19 protein-coding genes and 2 tRNA genes are annotated in these 22,675 nt (G+C 70.7%); 13 read left to right on the forward strand and 8 right to left on the reverse strand.

Translation table 11 applies throughout. The annotated features are described in order from the left end of the window. Entirely contained in the window at positions 1 to 201 is a 201-nt protein-coding gene (locus IE247_RS20455) for a hypothetical protein (RefSeq protein ID WP_190124640.1), read from the forward strand. A gap of 34 nt (positions 202 to 235) precedes the next feature. Here the strand turns inward: IE247_RS20455 and IE247_RS20460 are convergent, their stop codons facing one another. After that, complete coding sequence (locus tag IE247_RS20460) at positions 236 to 1,663, reverse strand: ABC1 kinase family protein (protein ID WP_190124641.1); 1,428 nt, start codon at positions 1,661 to 1,663, stop codon at positions 236 to 238. A 66-nt stretch (positions 1,664 to 1,729) separates the two neighbouring features. Continuing rightward, complete coding sequence (locus tag IE247_RS20465; protein WP_190124642.1) at positions 1,730 to 2,890, reverse strand: TOMM precursor leader peptide-binding protein; 1,161 nt, start codon at positions 2,888 to 2,890, stop codon at positions 1,730 to 1,732. A 222-nt stretch (positions 2,891 to 3,112) separates the two neighbouring features. Here IE247_RS20465 and IE247_RS20470 point away from each other — a divergent pair, with 222 nt between their 5' ends. From IE247_RS20470 to IE247_RS20485, 4 genes are all read left to right on the forward strand, one after another. After that, positions 3,113 to 3,793, forward strand: coding sequence for a M48 metallopeptidase family protein (locus IE247_RS20470; RefSeq protein ID WP_229869242.1), 681 nt, complete (start codon positions 3,113 to 3,115; stop codon positions 3,791 to 3,793). Positions 3,794 to 3,919: 126 nt separating this feature from the next. Then, positions 3,920 to 5,515 (forward strand): TerD family protein, encoded by a 1,596-nt coding sequence (locus tag IE247_RS20475; protein ID WP_190124643.1) that lies wholly within the window; start codon positions 3,920 to 3,922, stop codon positions 5,513 to 5,515. A 12-nt stretch (positions 5,516 to 5,527) separates the two neighbouring features. Continuing rightward, a complete protein-coding gene (locus IE247_RS20480; RefSeq protein ID WP_190124644.1) occupies positions 5,528 to 6,208 on the forward strand; it encodes an AIM24 family protein in 681 nt (226 codons plus the stop codon). Positions 6,209 to 6,225: 17 nt separating this feature from the next. Beyond that, on the forward strand, positions 6,226 to 6,966 hold the full coding sequence (locus IE247_RS20485; protein ID WP_190124645.1) for an AIM24 family protein: 741 nt from the start codon (positions 6,226 to 6,228) through the stop codon (positions 6,964 to 6,966). Positions 6,967 to 7,047: 81 nt separating this feature from the next. Here IE247_RS20485 and IE247_RS20490 read toward each other — a convergent pair whose 3' ends face one another. Then, the gene (locus IE247_RS20490; RefSeq protein WP_190124646.1) at positions 7,048 to 7,578 is read right to left on the reverse strand and encodes an NUDIX hydrolase; all 531 of its coding nucleotides are present in this window, start codon (positions 7,576 to 7,578) and stop codon (positions 7,048 to 7,050) included. Next, the gene (locus tag IE247_RS20495; RefSeq protein WP_190124647.1) at positions 7,575 to 9,041 is read right to left on the reverse strand and encodes a zinc-dependent metalloprotease; all 1,467 of its coding nucleotides are present in this window, start codon (positions 9,039 to 9,041) and stop codon (positions 7,575 to 7,577) included. Before IE247_RS20495 ends, IE247_RS20490 begins: the two co-directional genes overlap by 4 nt. A 191-nt stretch (positions 9,042 to 9,232) precedes the next feature. Here IE247_RS20495 and IE247_RS20500 point away from each other — a divergent pair, with 191 nt between their 5' ends. From IE247_RS20500 to IE247_RS20510, 3 genes are all read left to right on the forward strand, one after another. Next, positions 9,233 to 10,360 (forward strand): SDR family oxidoreductase, encoded by a 1,128-nt coding sequence (locus IE247_RS20500; RefSeq protein WP_190124648.1) that lies wholly within the window; start codon positions 9,233 to 9,235, stop codon positions 10,358 to 10,360. Positions 10,361 to 10,441: 81 nt separating this feature from the next. Continuing rightward, complete coding sequence (locus IE247_RS20505) at positions 10,442 to 10,918, forward strand: molybdenum cofactor biosynthesis protein MoaE (RefSeq protein ID WP_229869250.1); 477 nt, start codon at positions 10,442 to 10,444, stop codon at positions 10,916 to 10,918. Positions 10,919 to 11,430: 512 nt separating this feature from the next. Further along, the gene (locus tag IE247_RS20510) at positions 11,431 to 12,519 is read left to right on the forward strand and encodes a YlbL family protein (RefSeq protein ID WP_190124649.1); all 1,089 of its coding nucleotides are present in this window, start codon (positions 11,431 to 11,433) and stop codon (positions 12,517 to 12,519) included. Between the two features lie 80 nt (positions 12,520 to 12,599). Here the strand turns inward: IE247_RS20510 and IE247_RS20515 are convergent, their stop codons facing one another. Beyond that, positions 12,600 to 13,196, reverse strand: coding sequence for a PPA1309 family protein (locus IE247_RS20515; protein WP_190124650.1), 597 nt, complete (start codon positions 13,194 to 13,196; stop codon positions 12,600 to 12,602). 154 nt (positions 13,197 to 13,350) lie between these two features. Here IE247_RS20515 and IE247_RS20520 point away from each other — a divergent pair, with 154 nt between their 5' ends. The 4 genes from IE247_RS20520 to IE247_RS20535 all read left to right on the forward strand — a co-directional run bounded on the left by IE247_RS20520 (position 13,351) and on the right by IE247_RS20535 (position 18,900). Continuing rightward, entirely contained in the window at positions 13,351 to 16,284 is a 2,934-nt protein-coding gene (locus IE247_RS20520; RefSeq protein WP_190124687.1) for a UPF0182 family membrane protein, read from the forward strand. A 107-nt stretch (positions 16,285 to 16,391) separates the two neighbouring features. Then, positions 16,392 to 16,465 (forward strand) — tRNA-Met (locus IE247_RS20525). 211 nt (positions 16,466 to 16,676) lie between these two features. Next, positions 16,677 to 18,731: a tetratricopeptide repeat protein gene (locus tag IE247_RS20530; protein WP_190124651.1), complete on the forward strand. Its 2,055-nt coding sequence runs from the start codon at positions 16,677 to 16,679 to the stop codon at positions 18,729 to 18,731. Between the two features lie 95 nt (positions 18,732 to 18,826). Next, positions 18,827 to 18,900, forward strand: a tRNA-Met gene (locus IE247_RS20535). Positions 18,901 to 19,025: 125 nt separating this feature from the next. Here IE247_RS20535 and IE247_RS20540 read toward each other — a convergent pair. Then, positions 19,026 to 19,442, reverse strand: a complete 417-nt coding sequence (locus tag IE247_RS20540; protein WP_190124652.1) for a Fur family transcriptional regulator — start codon at positions 19,440 to 19,442, stop codon at positions 19,026 to 19,028. Between the two features lie 116 nt (positions 19,443 to 19,558). Here IE247_RS20540 and IE247_RS20545 point away from each other — a divergent pair, with 116 nt between their 5' ends. Further along, on the forward strand, positions 19,559 to 21,028 hold the full coding sequence (locus IE247_RS20545) for a catalase (protein ID WP_190124688.1): 1,470 nt from the start codon (positions 19,559 to 19,561) through the stop codon (positions 21,026 to 21,028). A 125-nt stretch (positions 21,029 to 21,153) separates the two neighbouring features. On the opposite strand, the gene IE247_RS20550 is transcribed toward IE247_RS20545, so the two are convergent. Then, a complete protein-coding gene (locus tag IE247_RS20550) occupies positions 21,154 to 21,555 on the reverse strand; it encodes a CBS domain-containing protein (protein WP_190124653.1) in 402 nt (133 codons plus the stop codon). A 195-nt stretch (positions 21,556 to 21,750) separates the two neighbouring features. Continuing rightward, entirely contained in the window at positions 21,751 to 22,551 is an 801-nt protein-coding gene (gene hisN, locus IE247_RS20555; protein WP_190124654.1) for a histidinol-phosphatase, read from the reverse strand. Between the last annotated feature and the right edge of the window lie 124 nt (positions 22,552 to 22,675).

Below are 22,675 nucleotides of genomic sequence, written 5' to 3' on the forward strand. Positions count from 1 at the left end.
GTGGACCAGCAGCAGAGCCCCCGCCCGGTGCGACCGGGTGCCGAGAGCACCGTGTGTTCCCACTGCGGCGAGGTCGCGGAGGGGACCCAGCCCACCTGGACCTGCTCCGTGGAGAACCACACCCGTCACTACTTCTGCGAGGCCTGCGCCCGGGCCAACCTCCGCGCCATCGAGAGCCGCCTCGATTCCGCCTGGTGGTGACCCGCCCCCGGCGGCCCCCGGCGGCCCGCCCCGGTTACGCCGGGGCCTCGACCGCCGTGCCGTCGGGATCCTCGGCCTCCGCCGCCTTCTCCGCCGGGCCCGGCTCCTCCGCCTCGTGCCCGGGGGCCGTCTCGTACTCGGGGAGGAACCCGGGCAGCCACGACTCCAGCTCGTCCCGCAGCCGCACCGTGGCGTTCAGCTGGCAGAGCACCCCGATCGTGCTCAGCGTCACCCGGTGTATCAGCAGATAGGACGGGGGCAGATTGAGCTGCTTGCCCAGCTGGTGCGCGGGGGAGCGAATGTCGGCGATACGGGCGGCCTGCGCGCGCATCCAGCCCCGGGTGAAGGTGAACTCCTCGGCCTGGGCCGGCTCGATGATCGGCAGCAGATACTCCAGCACCGCGTCCGGGTCGAGCTCTATCTCCTCCTTGACGAAGCCCTCCTCGCACAGCAGCTCGTACACCGTGTCGGCCTGACCCTCCAGCGTCATCCGCAGACAGTCGCCGATGGGCCGCGGCAGACCGCCGGGCAGCCGGTCCACCGTGCCGAAGTCCAGCACCCCGAGCCGCCAGCCCTCGCCGTCCTCCTCGGGGAGCAGCCGGAAGTTCCCCGGGTGCGGGTCCGCGTGCAGCAGCCCCGTGCGGGCGGGGCCCGAGAAGAGGAAGCGGGCCAGCAGCTGCCCCGCCCGGTCCCGCTGCTCCTCGGTGCCCTCGGAGATCACCTCGGCCAGCGGGATCCCGTCGATCCACTCGGTCACCAGCACCTGGTCCGACTGGAACACCACATCCGGCACCAGCACATCGGGATCGTCCGCGAACTCGGCCGCGTGCTCGGCCTGGGCCCGGGCCTCCAGCGCGTAGTCCAGCTCCTCCGCCACCCGGTCGCGGAGTTCGTTGATCAGGGGCTTGATGTCCATGCCCGGGATCAGCGGCCCCAGCAGCTTGGCGAACCTGCTGAGCTGGGTCAGATCGGAGAGCAGTGCCTCACCCGCCCCGGGGTACTGCACCTTCACCGCGACCTCGCGGCCGTCCTGCCACACCGCCCGGTGCACCTGCCCGATGGAGGCGGCGGCCGAGGGCTTGTCCTCGAAGGTCAGGAACAGCTCCCGCCACTCCTCGCCCAGCCGCTCGGCCATCACGGTGTGAAGTGTGCGCGTCGGCATCGGGGGCGCGGCGTCCTGAAGCTTGGTCAGGGCCGCGCGGTAGGGGCCCGCGACATCCTCCGGGAGCGCGGACTCGAAGACGGACATGGCCTGCCCGAACTTCATCGCCCCTCCCTTCAGCTCACCGAGGACCCGGAAGAGCTGGTCCGCCGTGCGCTGCTGAAGCTCGCGGGCGACTATCTCGGCGGACTTGCCGCCGATCCGTTTGCCCAGCCCCCAGGTCGCCCGGCCGGCGAACCCCAATGGCAGTGCGGCCAACTTGGCGGTACGGGTGACCGCTTTCCGGGGAAGATCAGACATATACCCCTCCAAAAACCCAGCAGGCCCTGCCGTGTGCGCCGTACGGCCCGAGTCCGTCGACGGCGATTACCCGGCCATTGTCTCGTGAGGAGGGCCGAAGCCCGAGGTGTCCTGCCCCTCACTTTTCCCCCGTGAGCCGCAGACGCACTCCGGATGCGGTGTGATCCGCTCGGACCGCCAGTCGAGCAGCGGCAGCGAGGTCTCCCAGCGGGCTCCCGTGCTCGTCGGCAGCTCCCCGTCCAGGAAAGACAGCGCATGGGCCGCGGCGGTGCCCGCGACCGCGGCGGCGAGAGCGATGTCACAGGCCGGCACCGGATTCCGCCGCCGCCCCGAGCGCCACTGGGCCAGCAGCCTCGGCCAGCCCGGGTCCTCCCCGGTCCGGTTCAGCTCCAGACAGCCCGCGCATCCGGTGCCGCCGGGCAGCACCAGCGGGCCGATCACACCCGTCGCCTCGATGACCCCCGCGTAGAGATGAGGGGTCCCGGTGGCGATCCACTCCGAAGCCGCCGCCGGATCGGGAGCGTAGGCCGCCAGCCCGTCACGAGGGCAGACGACGATCAGTGACAGCCCGGCCTCGCCACCTCCCTCCGCCCGTGCGCCGTCCCGCCCGGCACCGGCCGAGCGCGGCTGCGGTATCGGCGCGGACCGGCGGACCAGCCGCCGCGCCGCCGCCTCCCGCCGCTCGCCGACCGCCTCCTGAGGCAGCCCGCCGGGCGACACGTCCCAGGGCTCGGCGCTCCCGCCGTCCAGCACCTCGATCCGCCCCACCCCGGCGGCGGACAGCAGCCCCGCGACCGCCGCGCCCACCCTGCCCGCGCCCCGGATCCGGACCCGGACGGCCCGGCGCGCCGCCAGCCGCCGTATCGGCTCGCCCGGCTCCGGGTGGACCACCGAGAGCGCCGCCAGATCGGGGCGCAGCCGGTCGAGGCCCTCCGCCCTGCCGCGCAGGGCGTCGACGGCCGGGCCGCCCGCCGTGGCGTCGTCCAGCAGCCCCGCGGCCGAGAACCGCCGCACCAGGGCGTCCAGGTGTCCTTCGGGCAGCCCCATCGCGCGGGCCTCCTGGCGCAGCAGCGGCAGCCCCCTCGTCCCGTCGAGCAGTTCGATCAGTGTGCCGGTGGTGGTGTCGATCGGGCCGACCGTCACCGCGTGTGCCGGTGTCACCCCGAACTGAACACTCTGCCGTTCACGCCATGCCCGCCGCAGGGCGGGTTTCAGCATCGGATGCATTTCAGCTTCCCCCGTTTGTGCGTGTACAGAAGAACGCGCTCGGATCTCCCCGTGGATCCTTCGCGGTTCAGTCGCCAGAATGCCCGCCCGCGCCGAAGCCTGTGAAAAGTTGTCCACAGGTCCGGGGTATTAGTCGTTCAAATGGTGCAGTCATGAAGTGGATCATGTCTGAACCCTTCCGGAGGCGGGACTTCCCCCATGGTCAGCGGGTAACGTCGGGGCGTGTCAGTCGACCCATCCCCCAGCGTCGCCGGGGAGACCCCGCCCCGTCCGTCCCGCGGATCGCGGACGAGCGCGGTCGAGGTCCGCAGAAGTGCGCGCCGCCGCCGCACGGTCTCCGCCTATCGGGAGGGCGATCGCACCATCGTCCTGATCCCCGCCCGGATGTCCGAGGCGGAGGAACAGCGCTGGGTCGGCGTCATGCTCGACAAACTCGCGGCCCAGGAGAGCAAACGGACTCTCGGCGACGGTGAACTGGCCGAGCGGGCGGAGCGTCTGTCCGGTCAGTACTTCGGCGGCCGGGCGAGGCCCGCCTCCGTCCGGTGGGTGACCAATCAGAACACCCGCTGGGGCTCCTGCACCCCCGCCGAGGGAAGCATCCGGCTCTCCCACCGTCTCCAGGGCATGCCGGAGTACGTCGTGGACTACGTACTCGTGCACGAGCTGGCGCATCTCCTGGTCCCCGGACACGGGCCGCGCTTCTGGCGGCTTCTGGAGGCGTATCCCCGCACCGAGCGGGCCCGTGGATATCTGGAGGGCATCGTGGCGGCCGACCGACTGCGGCACTCCGCCCCCGACGGCGACGGCGACGAGAGCGACGACGAGGGGCCGGCCCCGGCCCCGGCCCCGGGCGCGAGTCGCTCGGAGGGCGAGCCGGTCGGAAGCGAGCCGGACGGCTCATGACCGGGCGGTGCGTCCGCACCGTATCGAATGTGTCCCAGCCGCGGCCGACCCTGCCTCAATGCAGTGGACAACGGTTAGCCTGGCGCGACGTATTCATATTATTGGGATGGGGGACGGTCGTTACGTATGGCCAGGGAATTTCAACGCGGCCACAAGGCCAGGATCAGTGATCTCACAGCAGGAATCGATCTGTACGTGGGCGTCCAGATCACGGCCCCGGGGCTGACCTTCGACATCAGCTGTTTCGGTCTGGATGCCGATGAACAGCTTTCCGACGACCGCTACTTCATCTTCTTCAACCAGCCCAAGTCGCCGGAAGAGTCGATTCAGCTACTGGGCGCGCAGGCCGGTGACACCGAGTCCTTCCGTGTCACGCTCGACCGCCTTCCCCCGCACATCCACAAGCTCTCCTTCACCGCCACCCTCGACGGCGCCGGTCAGATGTCGCAGATCGGCCCCGGTTACCTCCGTATCGTGGCCGGTGGGCAGGAAGTCGCCCGCTACCCCTTCGACGGCTCGGAGTTCACCACCGAGCGCGCGGTGATGCTGGGCGATTTCTATCTGAAGGACGTCTGGCGTTTCGCCGCCATCGGACAGGGCTTCGACGGCGGCCTGGAGGCCCTGCTGAAGAACTTCGGCGGCGAGGTCGCCGACGAGGAGCCGCCCGAGCAGCCCGCGCAGGGCGGAGTGCTGGCCTTCGCGCCCCCGTCCGACGCGCCCCCGGCATTCGGAGTCCCGGCCGCCCCGGCCGTCCCGTCGGCACCCCAGCCGCCGCCCGCGCCCGCCTTCGGCACGCCCGCCGCACCGGCCCCCGTACCGGCACCGGCACCGGCCCCCGCACCGGCGCATACGCACAGCGCGCCCACCGTCATGGCCCCGATGCCCCCGCTCACCGGCACCGTGCCGCCGCCCCCGGCACCACCCCCGGCACCTGCGCCGTTCCCGGCGCAGGCCGCGCCGCCGAGCGCGCCCGCGCCGTACGGGCAGCACACCCCGCCTCCGTACGCACAGCCCCCCGGGCTTCCGCAGGGTGTCCCCCAGGGGGTGCCGACGACGGCGGGCCCCGGTCTTGAGGCCGCGCTTCGGCCGTACCGCGAGACGCCCGCGGGCCTTCGCTGGGCCGCGCAGAATGAGCAGCTCATGCGCGTCGAGCTGGCCGTGGGCAGCTCGGCCGTCCTCGCCCGGCAGGGCAGCATGGTGATGTATCAGGGCAAGGTCGACTTCAGCCACAAGAGCGCGGGGTTCGCCGGCCGGGTGATCGGCGACGCCACCGGCCAGGAGATGCAGCTGATGCGCTGCTCCGGCCGGGGGCAGGTCTTCCTCGCCGAGAACGCCGCCCATCTGCACCCCATCGAGCTCCAGGGCGACGGCATCTGCGTCTCCGCCGAGAACGTCCTCGCCTTCGACGAGGAACTCCACTACGAGGTCCGCCGTATCGAGGGCCACGGCATTCCCGGCGGTGCGCTGTTCACCATGCAGTTCACCGGCACCGGCACCGTCGTCGTCAAGACCCGGGGCATCCCCGTCGTACTGCCCGTGACCCCGACCACCTTCGCCGACGCCAACGCGGTCGTCGCCTGGTCCGCCGCGTCGCAGGTGATCCTCTCCAGCCAGGTCAGGCTGCGCCGCAACGCCTATCCCGGGCACAGCGGCGAGGCGGTCAACCTCCAGTTCCGGGGCGCCCCCGGCAATTTCATCGTCGTTCAGCCCTACGAGGTCTGAGGGAGCCCGGACATGAACCAGCAACTCGCGGGCCACGCCCCGACCCCCGTCACAGCCCGGATGGAGAACCACGGCCGCACCATGCTCAAGGTCGCCATGGCCACCGGCCAGGACCTGTTCGCACGCACCGGCTCGATCGTGGCGTACGAGGGCTTCATCCAGTACGAGCCGAATCCGCCCGCCGCCCGGCAGGCCGCCGCCCAGTGGATGACCGGCGAGGGCTCGCCCGTCATGAAGTGCTCCGGCGACGGACTGCTCTATCTCGCCGACTACGGCGCCGATGTGGTCGTCGTCAATCTCGACAACGACTCCATCTCGGTCAACGGCTCCAATCTGCTCGCCTTCGACGCCCATCTCCAGTGGCGCGTCGAAAGGGTCAAGGGCCTCGCCAAGCTCGCCGGCCAGGGCCTGTGGAACGTGGAGATCTCGGGCACCGGCTGGGTCGCACTGACCTCGCGCGGCACCCCGATCGTCGTGGACTGCGGCAGGGGCGAGGACGAGACCTATGTCGACCCGGACGCCCTGGTCGCCTGGTCCCCGAAGCTCAAGGTCAAGGGCAAGCGCAGTTTCAAGGCGTCCTCCCTGATCGGGCGGGGCAGCGGTGAGGCCTTCCAGATGGCCTTCTCGGGCCAGGGAATCGTCGTCGTACAGCCGAGTGAGGACAGCTCCGACCGGCTGCGGATCCGGGGCTGAGGGAGCGAGAACACACCATGCAGAGTCCACTCTTCAACCACGCCGAGCAGCAGTCCCAGGACCGCTACACGGTGCAGAACCCGCAGTTGCTCAGGGTCTCCCTCACCGGCCACGACGATGTGCTCGCCCGCAAGGGCGCGATGGTCGCCCACCAGGGGCTGATCGACTTCGACGCCGAGTACGAGTCCGCCCACCACCGGGGAGCCCGGCGGAGCACCGGCGAGGGCCTGGATCTGATGCGCTGCTCGGGCCAGGGCACCGTCTACTTCGCCAATCTCGCGCAGTACATCCATGTCGTGGACGTGGACCATGAGGGCATCACGGTCGACAGTGACTACGTCCTGGCCCTGGACTCCACCCTGCACACCGAGGTCATCGCGGTGGACAGCCAGTACGGAATCTCCGGATCCGGCAAGTACCAGCTCAATGTCACCGGCCGGGGTAGGATCGCGCTGATGACCTCGGGACGGCCGCTCATGATGACGGTCACCCCGGAGAAGTACGTCAATGTCGACTCCGACGCGATCGTCGCCTGGTCCACCGCGCTGAGGGTGCAGATGCAGGCCCAGACGCACTCCTTCAACGTCCTGCGCCGGCGCGGCAGCACCGGGGAGGGCTGGGAGCTGAACTTCCTCGGCCAGGGCTTCGCACTGGTCCAGCCCAGCGAGGTCATGCCGCCCCAGGAGGCACGGATCGGCGAGGGCCTGCGCGGCCGGTACGGCAACGACGGGCAGAACCAGGGCAACGCCTGGAGCTGAGCACCGAGAGCATGCGTAAGGGGCGGTCTCCAGGGAGACCGCCCCTTACCGCGCCCACGACTCAGACCGGTCGACCGGACCTCACAGCAGCGCGCGAGTGCGCTCCAGCAGCTGTACGACTGAGACATCGGCCACATTCGCCACCTCGTCGTAGCCGAACCAGCGCAGATCCAGCGACTCGTCGCTGATCTCCGCGACCGAGCCGGCCGGGGCGAGCGCCGCGTACTGCACATCCAGGTGCCAGTGGCACGGGGCCGGGATCGGATGCCGGTCCAGCCGCACCGGGGTCCCTCCCCGCAGCAGCGTCAGACCCGCCACGCCGGACTCCTCGGCGGCCTCGCGCAGCGCGGCGCGCGCCACCGTGGTGTCGCCGGGCTCGCAGTGGCCGCCCATCTGGAGCCACATCCCGAGCTTCTTGTGCAGGGTCAGCAGAACCTGCTCACGCGCCGGATCGATCACCAGCGCGCTGGCCGTGAGATGGCCCGCCGTGCAGGCCTTCCACATCCCGTCGGGGTACGCGGCGAGGTGGTCCAGATAGAGCCCGCGCAGCTCCTCCTGGTCCCCGTCCGCGTACTCCTTCAGCGTCCGTAGGGCGTCGTCGTGCAGACTCACCGGCCGGAACCGCCCTTGCCGCCCTTGCCGTCCTCGTCGCCGTCGCTGCCCTCGTCGTCCTCCGAAGCGGAACCGGAACCGGAGCCCGGGTCGGAGTACCGGTCCTTGGAGGCGGCCTCCCCGAGCATCTTGTCCAGCTCCGAGAAGTCGAGGTGCTCACGGTGGACAAAGCCGTCGGGGTCGTCCAGGTCGGTCGCCGTCGGCAGCATGTCCGGGTGCTCCCAGAGGGCGTCCCGGCCGTCCACCCCGCGGGCGTCCGTGAGCGAGGCCCACAGCCGCGAGGCGTCCCGCAGCCTGCGCGGACGCAGCTGGAGCCCGATCAGCGTCGCGAAGGTCTGCTCGGCGGGACCGCCGGAGGCCCGCCGCCTGCGCAGGGTCTCCCGCAGGGCTCCGGCGGAGGTGAGGCGCGTCGAGGCGGCCTCGTGCACCACCGCGTCGACCCAGCCCTCGACCAGCGCGAGCGCCGTCTCCAGACGCGCCAGGGCGGCCTTCTGCTCGGGGGTGTCCTCGGGCTGGAACATGCCCTGCTGAAGGGCTTCCTGAAGCTGCTCGGGGTGCGAGGGGTCGAACTGCCCGACCACGTCCTCCAGCTTGGTGGTGTCGACCTTGATGCCCCGGGCGTATCCCTCGACCGCGCCGAAGAGGTGGGACCGCAGCCACGGCACATGGGCGAAGAGCCGCTGATGGGCGGCCTCGCGCAGCGCCAGATAGAGGCGGACCTCCTCCTTCGCCACCCCGAGGTCCTTGCCGAGCGCCTCGATGTTCAGCGGAAGGAGGGCGGCCTTGCCGGCCGGGCCGAGCGGCAGACCGATGTCGGTCGAGCCGACCACCTCGCCCGCCAGCACGCCCACGGCCTGGCCGATCTGCTGGCCGAACATCGCGCCGCCCATGGAGCGCATCATGCCGATCAGCGGGCCCGCCATGGCCTGCATCTCCTCGGGCAGTACGCCGCCCATGGCCATGCCGACCCGCTCGGCGACCGGGTCGGCGAGCTGCTGCCACGCGGGCAGGGTCTGCTCGACCCACTCGGCGCGGCTCCAGGCCACGGCGGTGCTCGCGCCGGACGGCAGCGAGGTCACCCCGTCCAGCCAGAGATCGGCCAGCCGCAGGGCCTCCTCGACCGCCGTGCGCTCGGCGGGGCCCACGCTCTCGTCCTTGGTGCCGTCCGCCGTGCCCTGGGAGACCGTCTGGCGGGCGATCTGCTTGGCCATGTCCCAGTTCACCGGGCCGCCCTCGTAGCTCAGCATCTGGCCGAGCTGCTGGAAGGCGGCGCCCAGGTCATTGGGGTTCAGCGAGCCGAACATGGCGGCGAAGGGATTGTCCCCGCCGTCTCCGCCGAAGCCGCCGAATCCGAAGGGGTTCCCCGGGGTGGGGCCACCGCCGGCGGGATCTTTCTTCTTGCCTTCGTCGCCGTTCTCCGGCTCCTCCGGCGGAAGGCCGAATCCGAATGGGGTGTCACTCACGGGTTTCCTCGGCTCGTAGGGCCGCCGGCTCCGGGCCGGCGGCGAATGCCCGACAACACTCCCAGCGTAGACACCCGAGCCCGCGGGCGGGCTCGGTGCTCCGTCGGCTCGTGGCCTGGGGCAGGATGGACGCCACCTGGTACGTACGCGTCATTCGCTAACGTACTGAAGACAACCGCTGGAGACGCCTGGTGAGTTCCCCAGATCCGCAGGTTCGCGGAGCGCGAAACCGCTCAACCCCGGCCATCGGCGACGGGCCCCCGAACAGGGGGCCCGTTGTCGCGGTCACCGGAGCCGCCACCGGCATCGGCGAACTGCTCGCCCGACGGCTGGCCGCGTCCGACGAGGTCAAGCAGGTCATCGCGATCGACGAGCGCCGGGGCGAGGTCTCCGAGGCGCAGTGGCACATTCTCGACGTTCGCGACCCCGCGATCGCCGAGAAGCTGCGCGGCGTGGACGTGGTCGTGCACCTCGCGCTCGATCTCGACCTGGAGGCCGACGCCGCCGCCCGTACCGCGTACAACGTACGCGGTACACAGACCGTGCTGACGGCCGCCGCGGCGGCCGGTGTGCACAGGGTGGTCCTGTGCACCTCCGCCATGGTCTACGGAGCACTGCCGGACAATGATGTGCCGCTCTCCGAGGATGCCGAGCTGCGCGCCACAGCCGAGGCCACCGGCGTGGGCGATCTCCTGGAGATCGAGCGTCTGGGCCGACGGGCCCCGCGCGCGCACCCCGGGCTCAATGTGACCGTGGTGCGGCCCACTGTCCTGGTGGGCGGCACCGACACGGCGCTGACCCGCTACTTCGAGTCACCCCGGCTGCTGGTGGTCGCGGGGTCGCGTCCGACCTGGCAGTTCTGCCATGTCGACGACCTGGTGAGCGCCCTGGAGTACGCGGCCCTGGAGAAGGTCGACGGAGAGTTCGCCGTCGGCTGCGACGGCTGGCTCGAACAGGACCAGGTCGAGGAGCTCAGCGGCATCCGGCGGATGGAGCTGCCCTCGGCGGTGGCGCTCGGCGCGGCCGCCCGGCTCCACCGCATCGGTCTGACCCCGTCCCCGGCCGGGGACCTCGCGTACACCATGCACCCCTGGGTGGTGAGCGTGAGCCGCCTCCACGACGCGGGCTGGCGTCCGCGCTGGACGAACGAGGAGGTCCTCGCCGCCCTGCTCGAAGAGGTGGAGGGCCGCCACACCCTCGCGGGCCGCCGTCTCGGCCGCAAGGACGCCACCGCCGCGGGTGCGGCCGGGGCCACCGTCGCGCTGCTCGGCACGGCGGCACTGGTACGCCGAGCCCGCAAGGCGAGGCGGCGGCTGTAGCGGCCGGGGCGGGCCCGCCGCCCGGCCCGCCCGGCCCGCGGCACTCGCCCCCCCCAGGGCGGTTACCCCCTGTCAGTGCCCTTGGGCACGGTGGGGCACAACGGCAACAGGTACGACCATCCTGGTGAACAGACGGGGCGGGATCCGGTCCGGCTGATCGCGATCCGTGACACCCCGCTCTCGCTCGACGAGGTCTTCGCCGCGGTCGGGGAGGACTCGGCGGGCGGCACCGCGCTCTTCGTCGGCACCGTGCGCGATCATGACGGCGGCGCGGACGTGGCGGCCCTCGGGTACTCCTGTCATCCGACGGCCGAGGCGGAGATACGCCGGATAGCCGAAGCGGTCGCCGAGAAGTTCCCGGTCCGGGCGCTGGCCGCGGTCCACCGGGTGGGGGATCTGAAGGTCGGCGATCTCGCGGTCGTCGTGGCGGTGGCGTGTGCCCATCGGGGGGATGCCTTCGAGGCCTGCCGCAGCCTCATCGACGACCTCAAACGCGAGGTCCCCATCTGGAAACACCAGACCTTCTCGGACGGGACAGACGAGTGGGTGGGCGCGTAGCGCCCCTCTTCTGGGGGCGGTGGTCGGGCGACGGGTGGGAGGGTGGGCGCGTAGCGCCCTCGCACTGGTGGATCGTTCGGGGGACGGGGGGCGGCTGAAACCCTCAGAGTGCTCAAGCGCCCCGATTTGCGTAACCGCCCCCCTGCCACGAGCGTTGAACTGGCGGATGGCTAATCTGCTGATCATTCAGTCGAGTTCACCCATGGGGTAGGGAGGTCGCGATGGCAGCACTTGCCTGGTTGTTGATTCCGCTTTTCGCTGTTGTCGGTGCAGCGATATGGGGAGGCTGGGCCTCTCGGAACCGGACCACCGGAGACGTGGCCGAGCTGGCGGGCTACGCGCGTTTCCGTGATGCGATGGAGAAAGCGGGCTCCGCCGACAGGCCCGCCGAGTAGCGGTGCCGGCCGACCGGCCAGGCCCTTCGCGCCGCCCGCCGTACGCCGCCCCGGAGCGGCCCTCGTACGGCCCGGCCCCGACAGTGCATTGACAGCAAGGTCCCGTACTGTCGTTCCATGCCACGCCGCACCGCGACGATGCTCGCCTCCACCTTGATCTTCATCGCGCTGCTCTGTGCCGGGGTGCTCATCCCCGTGCCGTACTCGGAGATGTCTCCCGGACCGACGGTCAACACGCTCGGCAACGCCGGCGGTGAACCGGTTCTGCGGATCTCCGGACGCAAGACCTACCCCACGACCGGTCATCTCAATATGACGACGGTCCGGGTCACGGGCGCGGACTACCGGCTGAACCTGGTGGAGACGATCTACGGCTGGCTGGCTCATGACAATGTCGTGGTGCCGCACGAGACGCTCTACCCGGACGGGAAGACCGAGGAGCAGTCGACGCAGGAGAACGCCGAGGAGTTCACCCAGTCGCAGGAGAGCGCGAAAGTCGCCGCACTCAAGCAGCTGAAGATTCCGGTACGGACGCAGACGGTGGTCTCCACGGTCGTCAAGGACACCCCCGCCGAGGACAGACTCCACGCGGGCGATGTGATCCTGGCCGTGGACGGCGAGCGGGTCAAGGCGCCGGCCGATGTCGCCAAGCTGGTCACCCGGCACAAGCCGGGCCAGGACGTCGTCTTCACCATCGTCCCGGCCAAGGAGGCCGCCGCGGCGGAGAAGGCCGGCAAGGAACCTGACACGACCGAGAAGGTGACGATCACCACCGCGAAGTCGGAGAGCGGCGACCGGGCGATCGTCGGCATCCAGGCCGGGACCGATCACGCGTTCCCGTTCACCATCGACATCAATCTCGCCGATGTGGGCGGGCCGAGCGCCGGTCTGATGTTCGCGCTGGGCCTGGTCGACAAGCTGACCCCGGGCGATCTGACCGGCGGGGAGTTCGTGGCGGGCACCGGGACGATCGACGACGCGGGCGAGGTCGGCCCGATCGGCGGCATCCAGATGAAGCTGGTCGGGGCCCGGGAGGCCGGGGCGAAGTACTTTCTGACGCCCAGCGACAACTGCGCGACGGCGGTGTCGGACGTTCCCGACGGACTGACCCTGGTGAAGGTGGAGAACATCGCCGACGCGACGGAATCGCTGAAGAAGATCAAATCCGGGGACACGGCGAAGCTGCCGAGCTGCTCCGCCCGCTGACCCCGTACCGACCCGTACCGCTCCGTACCGCTCTGTACCGCCCTGCCTCGGCCCGCGCGGGCCGAGGCAGGGCGGGCGCGCTATCCCTCGAACGTCGCCGAGAGCGCGTCCGCCAGCCCGGGCACCAGGTCGGAGCCGGTCAGAACCTCCTTCGGGGAGTCCTTCTCGCGCAGCCGCAGCGCGGACTCACGAGCGCCGTCACGGAGGACCGCCACCGTCATCCGGACCTCCTGACGGTCCGGGTGAGCGGCCACCCACTTCCTCAGCGAGGCATCGTCGAGTCCCTTGGGAACGGCGGCCTCCGCCGTCGAGGGCAGCATGTGGCGCTCCACCGTCAGCGCGCAGCCGACGATCGCGTCCGGCCAGGCGATCCGGCCGAGGAACTCGTCGAGCGCGGTGCCCGGCGGGATCTCGTCCTGCTCGATCGGGGTCAGCGGCGAGGCCGCCTCGTCCCCGTCGAGACCGAGCTGAGCCGCGAGGCCCGGCTCCTGGGTGCGCAGCTTCGCGGTGTCGACCAGGGCGAAGAGCCTGGCGGGCTGGTCCCAGCCGAGCCCCGAGGCGTACTCGTCGATCTCCAGTACGGCACGGGTGAGCGGGCTGGCGGCGATGGGACCCGGCGCGGAAGGCGTCTGGCCGGGGCCCCCGGAAGAGGGGGTGGAAGGGGAAACATTGGACATGCCCAATATCCTGCCTCCTTCCGGCCCCGATATGGGAACTAGGTAAAGCCTCGGTAAGTTGCATCAGTGGGGCTCTAGGATCGCGGGGCCCGTACGACAGACCGCGAATATCTACACAACCGCGAACTTCGAGGTGCGCACGTTGGCTTTCCAGATGCCGGACCGCGGCGGAGGCCCCCCGACCGGGCCACGGATCAGAGTGGGCCGGCCGTCTCGGCGTGTCCGCACCCTGCTGATGACTTTGGGCGTGCTGGCGGTCCTGGCCATGGCGTTCGTCATGTTCGCCGGGTTCTGGACCGACTGGCTCTGGTACCGCTCCGTCGATTACTCATCGGTGTTCACCACCACCCTGTGGACCAAGATCGGCCTGTTCGCCGTCTTCGGTCTGCTGATGGCGACAGCCGTCGGGGTGAACATCTGGCTCGCGCACCGGCTGCGCCCGCCGCTCAGCGCCATGTCGCTGGAGCAGCAGAGCCTGGACCGCTACCGGATGGGGATCGCCCCGTTCAAGAAGTGGGTGCTCCTCGCGATCACCGCCCTCGTCGGGCTGATCGCCGGAGCCTCCGCCACCGGACAGTGGCGCACCTGGCTGATGTGGGTCAACGGGGTGGCCTTCGGCCAGAAGGACCCCCAGTTCAGCATGGACGTGTCGTTCTACGCGTTCGACCTGCCCTGGTACCGGTTCCTGCTCGGCTTCGGCTTCGCCACGGCGGTGCTCTCGCTGATCGCCGCCGCGCTCACCCACTATCTGTACGGCGGGCTGCGCATCACCAGCCCCGGCGCGCGCGCCACGGCCGCGGCCACCGGACATCTGTCGGTCCTGCTCGGCCTCTTCGTCTCGCTGAAGGCGGTGGCGTACTGGCTGGACCGGTACGGCCTCGCGGTGAAGTCCAGCGACTTCAAGGCCACCGGCAACTGGACGGGCCTTCGGTACGTCGACGCCAACGCCTATCTCCCGGCGAAGACGATCCTCTTCTGCATCGCCGTCATCTGCGCCGTGCTCTTCTTCGCGACGCTCTGGCGGCGCACCTGGCAGCTGCCGATGATCGGCTTCGGTCTGATGGTGCTGTCGGCGATCCTCATCGGCGGTCTGTACCCGGCCATCGTGCAGAAGTTCCAGGTCCAGCCGAATGAGCAGGCCAAGGAGAGCCCGTACATCCAGAAGAACATCGATGCCACGCGCAAGGCGTACGGCATCGACGGGGCCAAGCCCGAGGACTACGAGGGCAAGGGCGACCCCAACCGGAAGGCTCAGCAGCGGGACGAGGCCACCTCGGCGGCCAGCTACCGGGTGGTCGACTCGAATGTCGTCTCCCCGGCCTTCCAGCAGCTCCAGCAGGAGCGGAAGTACTACCAGTTCCCCGAGACGCTGGACGTCGACCGGTACACCGGCCCCGACGGAAAGCCGCAGGACACCGTCATCGGCCTGCGTGAGCTGGACATCACCGGTATCCCGAAGCGGAACTGGATCAACGATCACTTCACCTACACCCACGGCTACGGCGCGATCGCGGCCAAGGGCACCAGCGCGATCACCGATCCGACCGAGGGCACGGTGGGCTCGCCGGACTTCACCGAGTCCGGAATGCCCACCACCGGTCAGCTGAGCGACGACAACAAGGGCAAGAAGTACGAGCAGCGGATCTACTACGGCGAGAAGACCGAGCAGTACTCGATCGTCGGCGGTCCGCAGAAGGAGCTGGACTACGAGGCCAGCACCGGCCCCACGAAGTACACCAGCTACCAGGGCAAGAGCGGCGTCAGCATCTCCAACACGCTGAACCGCGCCGCGTACGCGGTGGCCTTCGGCGAGCCGCAGATCCTGTACTCGGGAGCCGTCGGCGAGGGCTCGCGGATTCTCTACAACCGCACGCCCAAGGAGCGCCTGGAGGCGGTGGCCCCCTGGCTCACCATCGACGGCGACGCCTACCCCGCGGTGGTCGACGGCCGTATCCAGTGGATCGTGGACGCCTACACCACGACCAACGGCTACCCCTACGCCTCGCGGACCACGCTGGGAGACACCACCGCCGACTCGCTGACCACCAACCAGCGCGCGGTCGTCGCCCAGCAGAACCAGGTCAACTACATCCGCAACTCGGTGAAGGCCACCGTCGACGCCTACGACGGCTCGGTGAAGCTCTACCAGTGGGACACCCAGGACCCCGTCCTGAAGACCTGGATGAAGGCGTTCCCCGGCACGGTCAAGGCCAAGAGCGAGATCTCCGACGAGCTCCGCTCCCACCTGCGCTACCCGCAGGACATGTTCAAGGTCCAGCGCGAGCTGCTCACCCGGTACCACGTGACCGAGCCCGAGCAGTTCTACAGCGGCAGTGACGCCTGGCAGGTGCCGGACGACCCGACGAACAAGAAGGACACCAGCGCGGTACCGCCGTACTACCTGAGCCTGAAGATGCCCGGCGAGAGTGAGCAGAAGTTCTCGCTGACGACCACCTTCACTCCGGCCGGCCGTCCGAATCTGGGCGCCTTCATGGCGGTCGACGCCGACGCCAACAGCAAGGGCTACGGAACGATAAGGCTGCTGAGGGTCACCAAGACCGTGCAGGGCCCGTCCCAGGTGCAGTCCGAGCTGAACGGTGTGCCGGAGGTCGCCACCTTCGTCCGCGACCTGAGGGGCACCGACTCGGACATCGAGTACGGAAACCTGCTGACAATCCCCCTGGACGGCGGGTTCCTCTACGTCGAGCCGGTCTACGCCCGGGGTGGCAGCGCCAACTATCCGCTGCTCAAGAAGGTCGCCGTCGCCTACGGCGGTGGCAAGCCGGTCTTCAAGGACAGCCTGACGGAGGCGCTCGACGCGGTCTTCGAGCAGAAGGGCGGCACCGAGCCGCCGGGCGACGGCACCACCACGCCGCCGCCCACCAAGCCGCCGGCCACCGGGGGCGACTCGCTGGAGAAGGCGATCGCCGACGTTCTGAAGGCCCACACGGACGCCGACGCGGCGCTCTCGAAGGACCCGAAGGACTGGGGCGCGTACGGCAGGGCCCAGGAGGATCTCGACGCGGCCCTGGAGCGGCTGTCGGCGGCCGAGGGCAAGAAGAGCCCGGCGGCGTCAAAGTCGCCCTAGCGGACGCATAGCCCTTTCGGGGGCTGCCGCGGGGGCCGTCGAGGCCCCCGCGGCAACGCCTGTGAGCAGGCAACATCTCGTGCCGTGATAGTGTGTGAACACAACGACGCGGGGTGGAGCAGCTCGGTAGCTCGCTGGGCTCATAACCCAGAGGTCGCAGGTTCAAATCCTGTCCCCGCTACTGAAATCGAAGAGGGCCCGGATCCTTTGAGGATCCGGGCCCTCTTCATGCGTATGTGCCCATGAAGACCGCCGGGAACCAGACACGGGGCGCGGCGAGTTGACAGGGTGAGCGTTTTGACTTGTCTCCCTGTGGGCATGTCGACAAAACGCTGAAGTGACCTTCCTGGTTGCGGTATACCGGGTGTGAGCGGGTTGCGGGTGGTGCGACGATGGAATATATGGGGGACAGGGCAACTCTGTTGGAGACAGGGCGGTTTGTGCAGCGGGACGCCGGAGGAGCAGCGGACGGGATCGAGCCCGTCCCGGACGGCACCGCCGGCACTACTGTGCGCGAGGGCTCCGACACGGACCCGGTCGACGTCGAAGCGGCCGACGGGGCCATCGCCGACACCCTGGAGAGCGCCGGCGCCGAGGAGCGGCACCGCCGCGCGGCCGACGCCGGGGACACCGCCTCGATGAGCATGCTCGGCGCGCTCCTGCTGCGCCGGGGCGACCTCGACGGCGCCGAGTCCTATCTGCGCGGCGCGACCGCCGAGGGCGACCGCGCCGCCGCCAACAACCTGGGCGTACTGCTCCACCAGCGCGGCTATCCCGACGAGGCGGCGGGCTGGTGGCGGATCGCCGCCGTCGCGGGCTCCGCCGCCGCGGCCCACGCCCTGGGACGGCACTTCCGCGAGCGCGGCGACGAGCCGGCCGCCGAGTACTGGCTGCGCCAGTCCGCCGAGCAGGGCCACGCGCTGGGGGCGTACGCCCTCGCCGACCTGCTGGAGCACCGGGGCGACGCCGGGGCCGAGCGCTGGCTGCGCGCGGCGGCCGAACAGGGGCACCGCGAGGCCGCGTACCGCCTCGCCCGCACACTGGAGCTGCGCGCGGCGGACGAGACCCGTCCGCCCGCGCGTCCGGGCATGCTCGCGAGCGCCGTCGGCCCGGGAGCGCGGCCCCCGGCCCCCGGCGCGCCGCCGCCCGGGGCGGGCGTACGCCCTCCGGGCCCGGGAGCGGGCCTCTCCGGGCCCGAGCCGGGTCCGGTGGACACCGCGGCCCGGCTCCGGCTCTCCACCCTCGACGAGGCCGCCCAGTGGTATCAGCAGGCCGCCGCCCGGGGGCACCGCCGTGCCGCCCTGCACCTCGGCTCGATCCTGGAGAAGCGCGGCGAGCTCAAGGAGGCCGGCCGCTGGTACCTGAGCGCGGCCAAGGACGGCGAGACCCGCGCCGCCTGCGCGCTCGGCTTCCTGCTGCGCGACGCGGGCGACGAGGAGAGCGCCGCGATCTGGTGGCTGCGCGCCGCCCAGGAGGGCGACGGCAACGCCGCCAACGCCCTGGGCGCGCTGCACGCGGCCCGGGGCCAGCAGCAGACCGCCGAGCGCTGGTACCGCGCCGCCATGACCGCGGGCGATGTGAACGGCGCGTACAACCTCGGGCTGCTCTGCGCCTCCCAGGACCGCACCCAGCAGGCCGAGCAGTGGTACCGCCAGGCCGCCTACACCGGCCACCGGGAGGCCTCCAACGCGCTGGCGGTCCTCCTCCTCCAGGCCGGCGACGCCATCGGGGCCGAGCCGTGGTTCTCCAAGGCGGCCGAGGCCGGAAGCGTGGACGCCGCGTTCAACCTGGGCATCCTCCACGCGGGCCGGGACGACGACCGTACGGCCCTGGTCTGGTACGAGCGGGCCGCGGCGGCCGGACACACGGAGGCCGCGCTCCAGGTGGGCATCGCCCGGCTGCGGGACGGCGACGACCTCGGCGCCGAGCGCCATCTGCGCTGCGCGGCGGGGGGCGGCAGCACGGAGGCCGCGTTCCGGCTCGCCTCGCTGCTGGACGCGCGCCAGCCGCCGCCGGGCTCGCCGGTGCTCGGCGAGCCGATGGCGGAGAAGACGGAGTGCGAGGAGTGGTACGCGCGCGCCGCCGAGCAGGGGCACCGCCGGGCCCAGGTCCGGGTGGGGATGCTCGCCGCGTCCCGGGGCGACATGACGGACGCGGCCCGCTGGTACCGGGAGGCCGCCGAGGCGGGCAGCCGCAACGGCGCGTTCAACCTCGGGCTGCTGCTGGCGCGCGAGGGCAATGAGCGGGAGGCCGCGCTCTGGTGGAGCCGGGCCGCCCGGGCGGGGCACGGCCGGGCCGCGCTCCGGCTGGCGCTGCTCGCCGCGCGGCGGGGCGAGCTGACCGAGGGGCAGCGCTGGTGCGCCCGCGCGGTCGAGCTGGGCCCGGCGGAGGTGGCCGAGCGGGCGGCCCGGCTGCGGGAGGCCCTGCACCAGGAGCTGACCGCGTGAGCGGCGCTCCCGGGCCCGGCCCAGGGGCCCGCCCCGGGCCTCTGGATCATGAATTTGCACCGGTCGGTCGGTTCCCGTAGAGTTGGGTTCAACGACGCGGGGTGGAGCAGCTCGGTAGCTCGCTGGGCTCATAACCCAGAGGTCGCAGGTTCAAATCCTGTCCCCGCTACTGAAAAGACGAAGGCCCGGATCCAACAGGATCCGGGCCTTCGTCATGTTTCAGGCCCGCGAAGACGCCAATAGGGACGCCAAGGGCCGTGAGGCCCCGGGGCGCGACCGGCGCGGAAGAGGGTTCTACGCGCCGGCGCAGGACGGACAGAGGCCCCGGTACGTCACTTCGACGTCGGAGATCGTGAAGCCGAACCGCTCCGAGTCCGGCAGATTCGCCAGCGGGTTCCCCGAGGGGTGGACGTCGCGGATCGCGCCGCACTGCCCGCAGACCAGGTGCTGGTGGGGGCGGTGGGCGTTCGGGTCGTAGCGCTTGGCGCGGCGGTCGGTCGCGACCTCCAGCACCTCGCCCAGGGAGACCATCTCGCCGAGCGTGTTGTAGACGGTCGCGCGGGAGATCTCCGGCAGCCGCTCCACCGCGCGCGAGTGCACCTCGTCGGCCGTCAGGTGAACATGCTCGCCGTCGAGGACCTCGGCCACGACACGCCTCTGGGCGGTCATCCGCCAGCCGCGTCCGCGAAGTCGTTCCAACAGGTCACTCATAAGGACCAGCCTAACAGCGGGGGGACCGTGATCCCGAACGGGTGTGACTTTGGATGTTCACTTGACTTAGACAAAGTCCATCGTAGGATCGGATCGGCACAAGGGCCAGGACAAGGATCACGCAGGAGGCGTACGTGACGCAGGGACCGCTCACCACGGAGGCCGGAGCTCCGGTCGCCGACAATCAGAACAGCGAGACCGCGGGCGTCGGCGGCCCGGTCCTGGTGCAGGACCAGCTGCTGATGGAGAAGCTCGCGCACTTCAACCGCGAGCGCATCCCGGAGCGGGTGGTCCACGCGCGGGGCGCGGGCGCCTACGGCACCTTCACCGTCACCGCCGATGTCACGGCGTACACCCGTGCCTCGTTCCTCTCCGAGGTCGGCAAGCAGACCGAGACGTTTCTGCGCTTCTCCACCGTGGCCGGCAACCTGGGCTCCGCCGACGCGGTGCGCGACCCCCGGGGCTTCGCGCTGAAGTTCTACACCGAGGACGGCAACTACGACCTCGTCGGCAACAACACCCCGGTGTTCTTCATCAAGGACGCCATCAAGTTCCCGGACTTCATCCACACGCAGAAGCGCGACCCGTACACGGGCTCCCAGGAGGCCGACAACGTATGGGACTTCTGGGGTCTGTCGCCCGAGTCCACGCACCAGGTGACCTGGCTCTTCGGTGACCGGGGCATCCCGGCCACGCTGCGCCACATGAACGGCTACGGCTCGCACACCTTCCAGTGGAACAACGCCGCGGGCGAGGTCTTCTGGGTGAAGTACCACTTCAAGACCGACCAGGGCATCAAGAACCTCACCCAGGCCGAGGCCGACAAGCTGGCCGGCACGGACCCGGACAGCCACCAGCGCGATCTGCGGGAGTCCATCGAGCGCGGGGACTACCCGAGCTGGACGGTGCAGGTGCAGATCATGCCGGCGGCCGACGCGGCGACCTACCGCTTCAACCCGTTCGACCTCACCAAGGTGTGGCCGCACGAGGACTACCCGCCGGTCGAGATCGGGAAGCTGGAGCTGAACCGCAACCCGGAGAACGTCTTCGCCGAGGTCGAGCAGTCCATCTTCTCGCCCGCGCACTTCGTCCCGGGCATCGGTCCGTCGCCGGACAAGATGCTCCAGGGCCGTCTCTTCGCTTACGGCGACGCCCACCGCTACCGCGTCGGCATCAACGCCGACCATCTGCCGGTGAACCGTCCGCACGCCACCGAGGCGCGGACCAACAGCCGGGACGGCTTCCTCTACGACGGCCGCCACAAGGGCGCGAAGAACTACGAGCCGAACAGCTTCGGCGGCCCCTTCCAGACCGACCGGCCGCTGTGGTCCGGGGAGGCTGTCACGGGCGCCACCGGCAGCCAGGCGGCCCCGAGCCACGCCGAGGACACCGACTTCGTCCAGGCGGGCAACCTCTACCGGCTGATGTCGGAGGACGAGCGGGCCCGGCTGATCGAGAATCTGTCCGGTTTCATCGCCAAGGTCTCGCGCGACGACATCGCCGAGCGCGCGATCAACAACTTCCGCCAGGCGGACGGAGACTTCGGCAAGCGGCTCGACGCCGCGGTCCAGGCCCTGCGGGGCTGACGGACGACGACTGCCGATGATGCTGAGGGCCGGATCCTTGTCCAGGGGAGTCCGGCCCTCTCGGCGTGCCCGCGTGCCCGCGGGTGCGAGCGGTGCGAGCGGTACGGGCCGCGGGCCGGCCGCGGTCAGCCGACCAGCGTCCTCCGCTCGCGGCGCACCGGGACCCAGCAGCGGATGATGTCGCGCACGGAGACGATGCCGACGGGCCCCTGGCCGTCCATGACGATCAGATGGCGGAAACCGCCGTGGGCCATCGCCTCCGCGGCCTCCTCCAGGGTCCAGGCCGGGGCGGCGAAGACGACGTCGGTGGTGGTGTGGGCCCCCGCGGTCTCCCGGTCGGGGTCCTGCCCCGTGCCGACGGACGTGAGGATGTCGCGCTCGGTCAGAATGCCCATGCCCTCGGCGTCGCAGTCGAGGACGACGGCCGCGCCGACCCGGCGGGCGGACATCAGCCGGGCTGCCTGGCGGAGGGTGTGGGCGGGTCCGATGGTGAGGACCACCGTGCTCATGGCGTCACGGACGAGCATGGATGGAGCCACCTCCTTGAGAGTCCTTGGGAGTCCTGGGGACTCCTTGAAGGGGAACGGCTCTTTCGAGAACCGATTCACAAGTTCACAAGTGGGGGGACTCTCAGAGTCGCAGCCCCGGCGGGGCAGGGCAAGGGGGTGGCGTGACGGGTTCCGGTTCGCCGCCCCGGAACCCGTGTCCGGCGCGCTCGGGCGTCAGGGGCGCGGGGCGAGGCGGCTCAGCATCTCCTCGTGGAGCAGGCCGTTCGACGCGGCGGCGTTCCCGCTGTGCGGGCCCGGGGTCCCGTCGAGGCCGGTGAAGGAGCCGCCCGCCTCCTGGACCACGATCGCGTTCGCGGCCATGTCCCACAGCGACAGCTCCGGCTCCGCGCAGATGTCGATCGAACCCTCGGCCACCATCATGTATGGCCAGAAGTCGCCATATCCGCGTGTGCGCCAGCAGGCGCGGGTAAGGTCCAGGAAGCCGCCCAGTCGCCCCTGCTCCTCCCACCCCGTCAGTGAGGAGTACGCGAAGGAGGCGTCCTGGATCCTGCCCACCGAGGAGACCCGAAGCCTGGTCGCGGAGGCCGGCGAGCGCCCCGTATAGGCGCCCCCGCCCTCCGAGGCCCACCAGCGCCGGCCCAGCGCCGGGGCCGAGACCACGCCCACCACGGGCCGATAGCCGTCCGCACCCTCCGCCATCAGCGAGATCAGCGTCGCCCAGACCGGCACGCCGCGCACATAGTTCTTGGTCCCGTCGATGGGATCGACGACCCACCGCCGGGGGCCCGTGCCCTCAAGGCCGTACTCCTCGCCCAGGATCGCGTCATGGGGGCGCTCCCGCTGGAGATGGCCGCGGATCAGCTCCTCCGCCGCCTTGTCGGCCTCGCTCACCGGAGTCATGTCCGGCTTGGTCTCGACCTTGAGGTCCAGAGCCTTGAAGCGGTCCATGGTGGCGGCGTCGGCGGCGTCCGCGAGGACATGGGCGAGACGCAGATCGTCGTCGTAGTCGGGCATGACCATCACTCTATCGAGGAGCGGGACATGGACCGGAAAACGCCAACCGGGCGAGTGCTCCGGCCTCCGGGCGCCGCATCTCTTGACACCCGTGCACGCCGCGTCAACTCTGTGCGAAGCGCCG

Origin of the sequence: Streptomyces inusitatus (genome assembly GCF_014651115.1) — a bacterium.
GTDB classification, from domain to species: domain Bacteria; phylum Actinomycetota; class Actinomycetes; order Streptomycetales; family Streptomycetaceae; genus Streptomyces; species Streptomyces amakusaensis.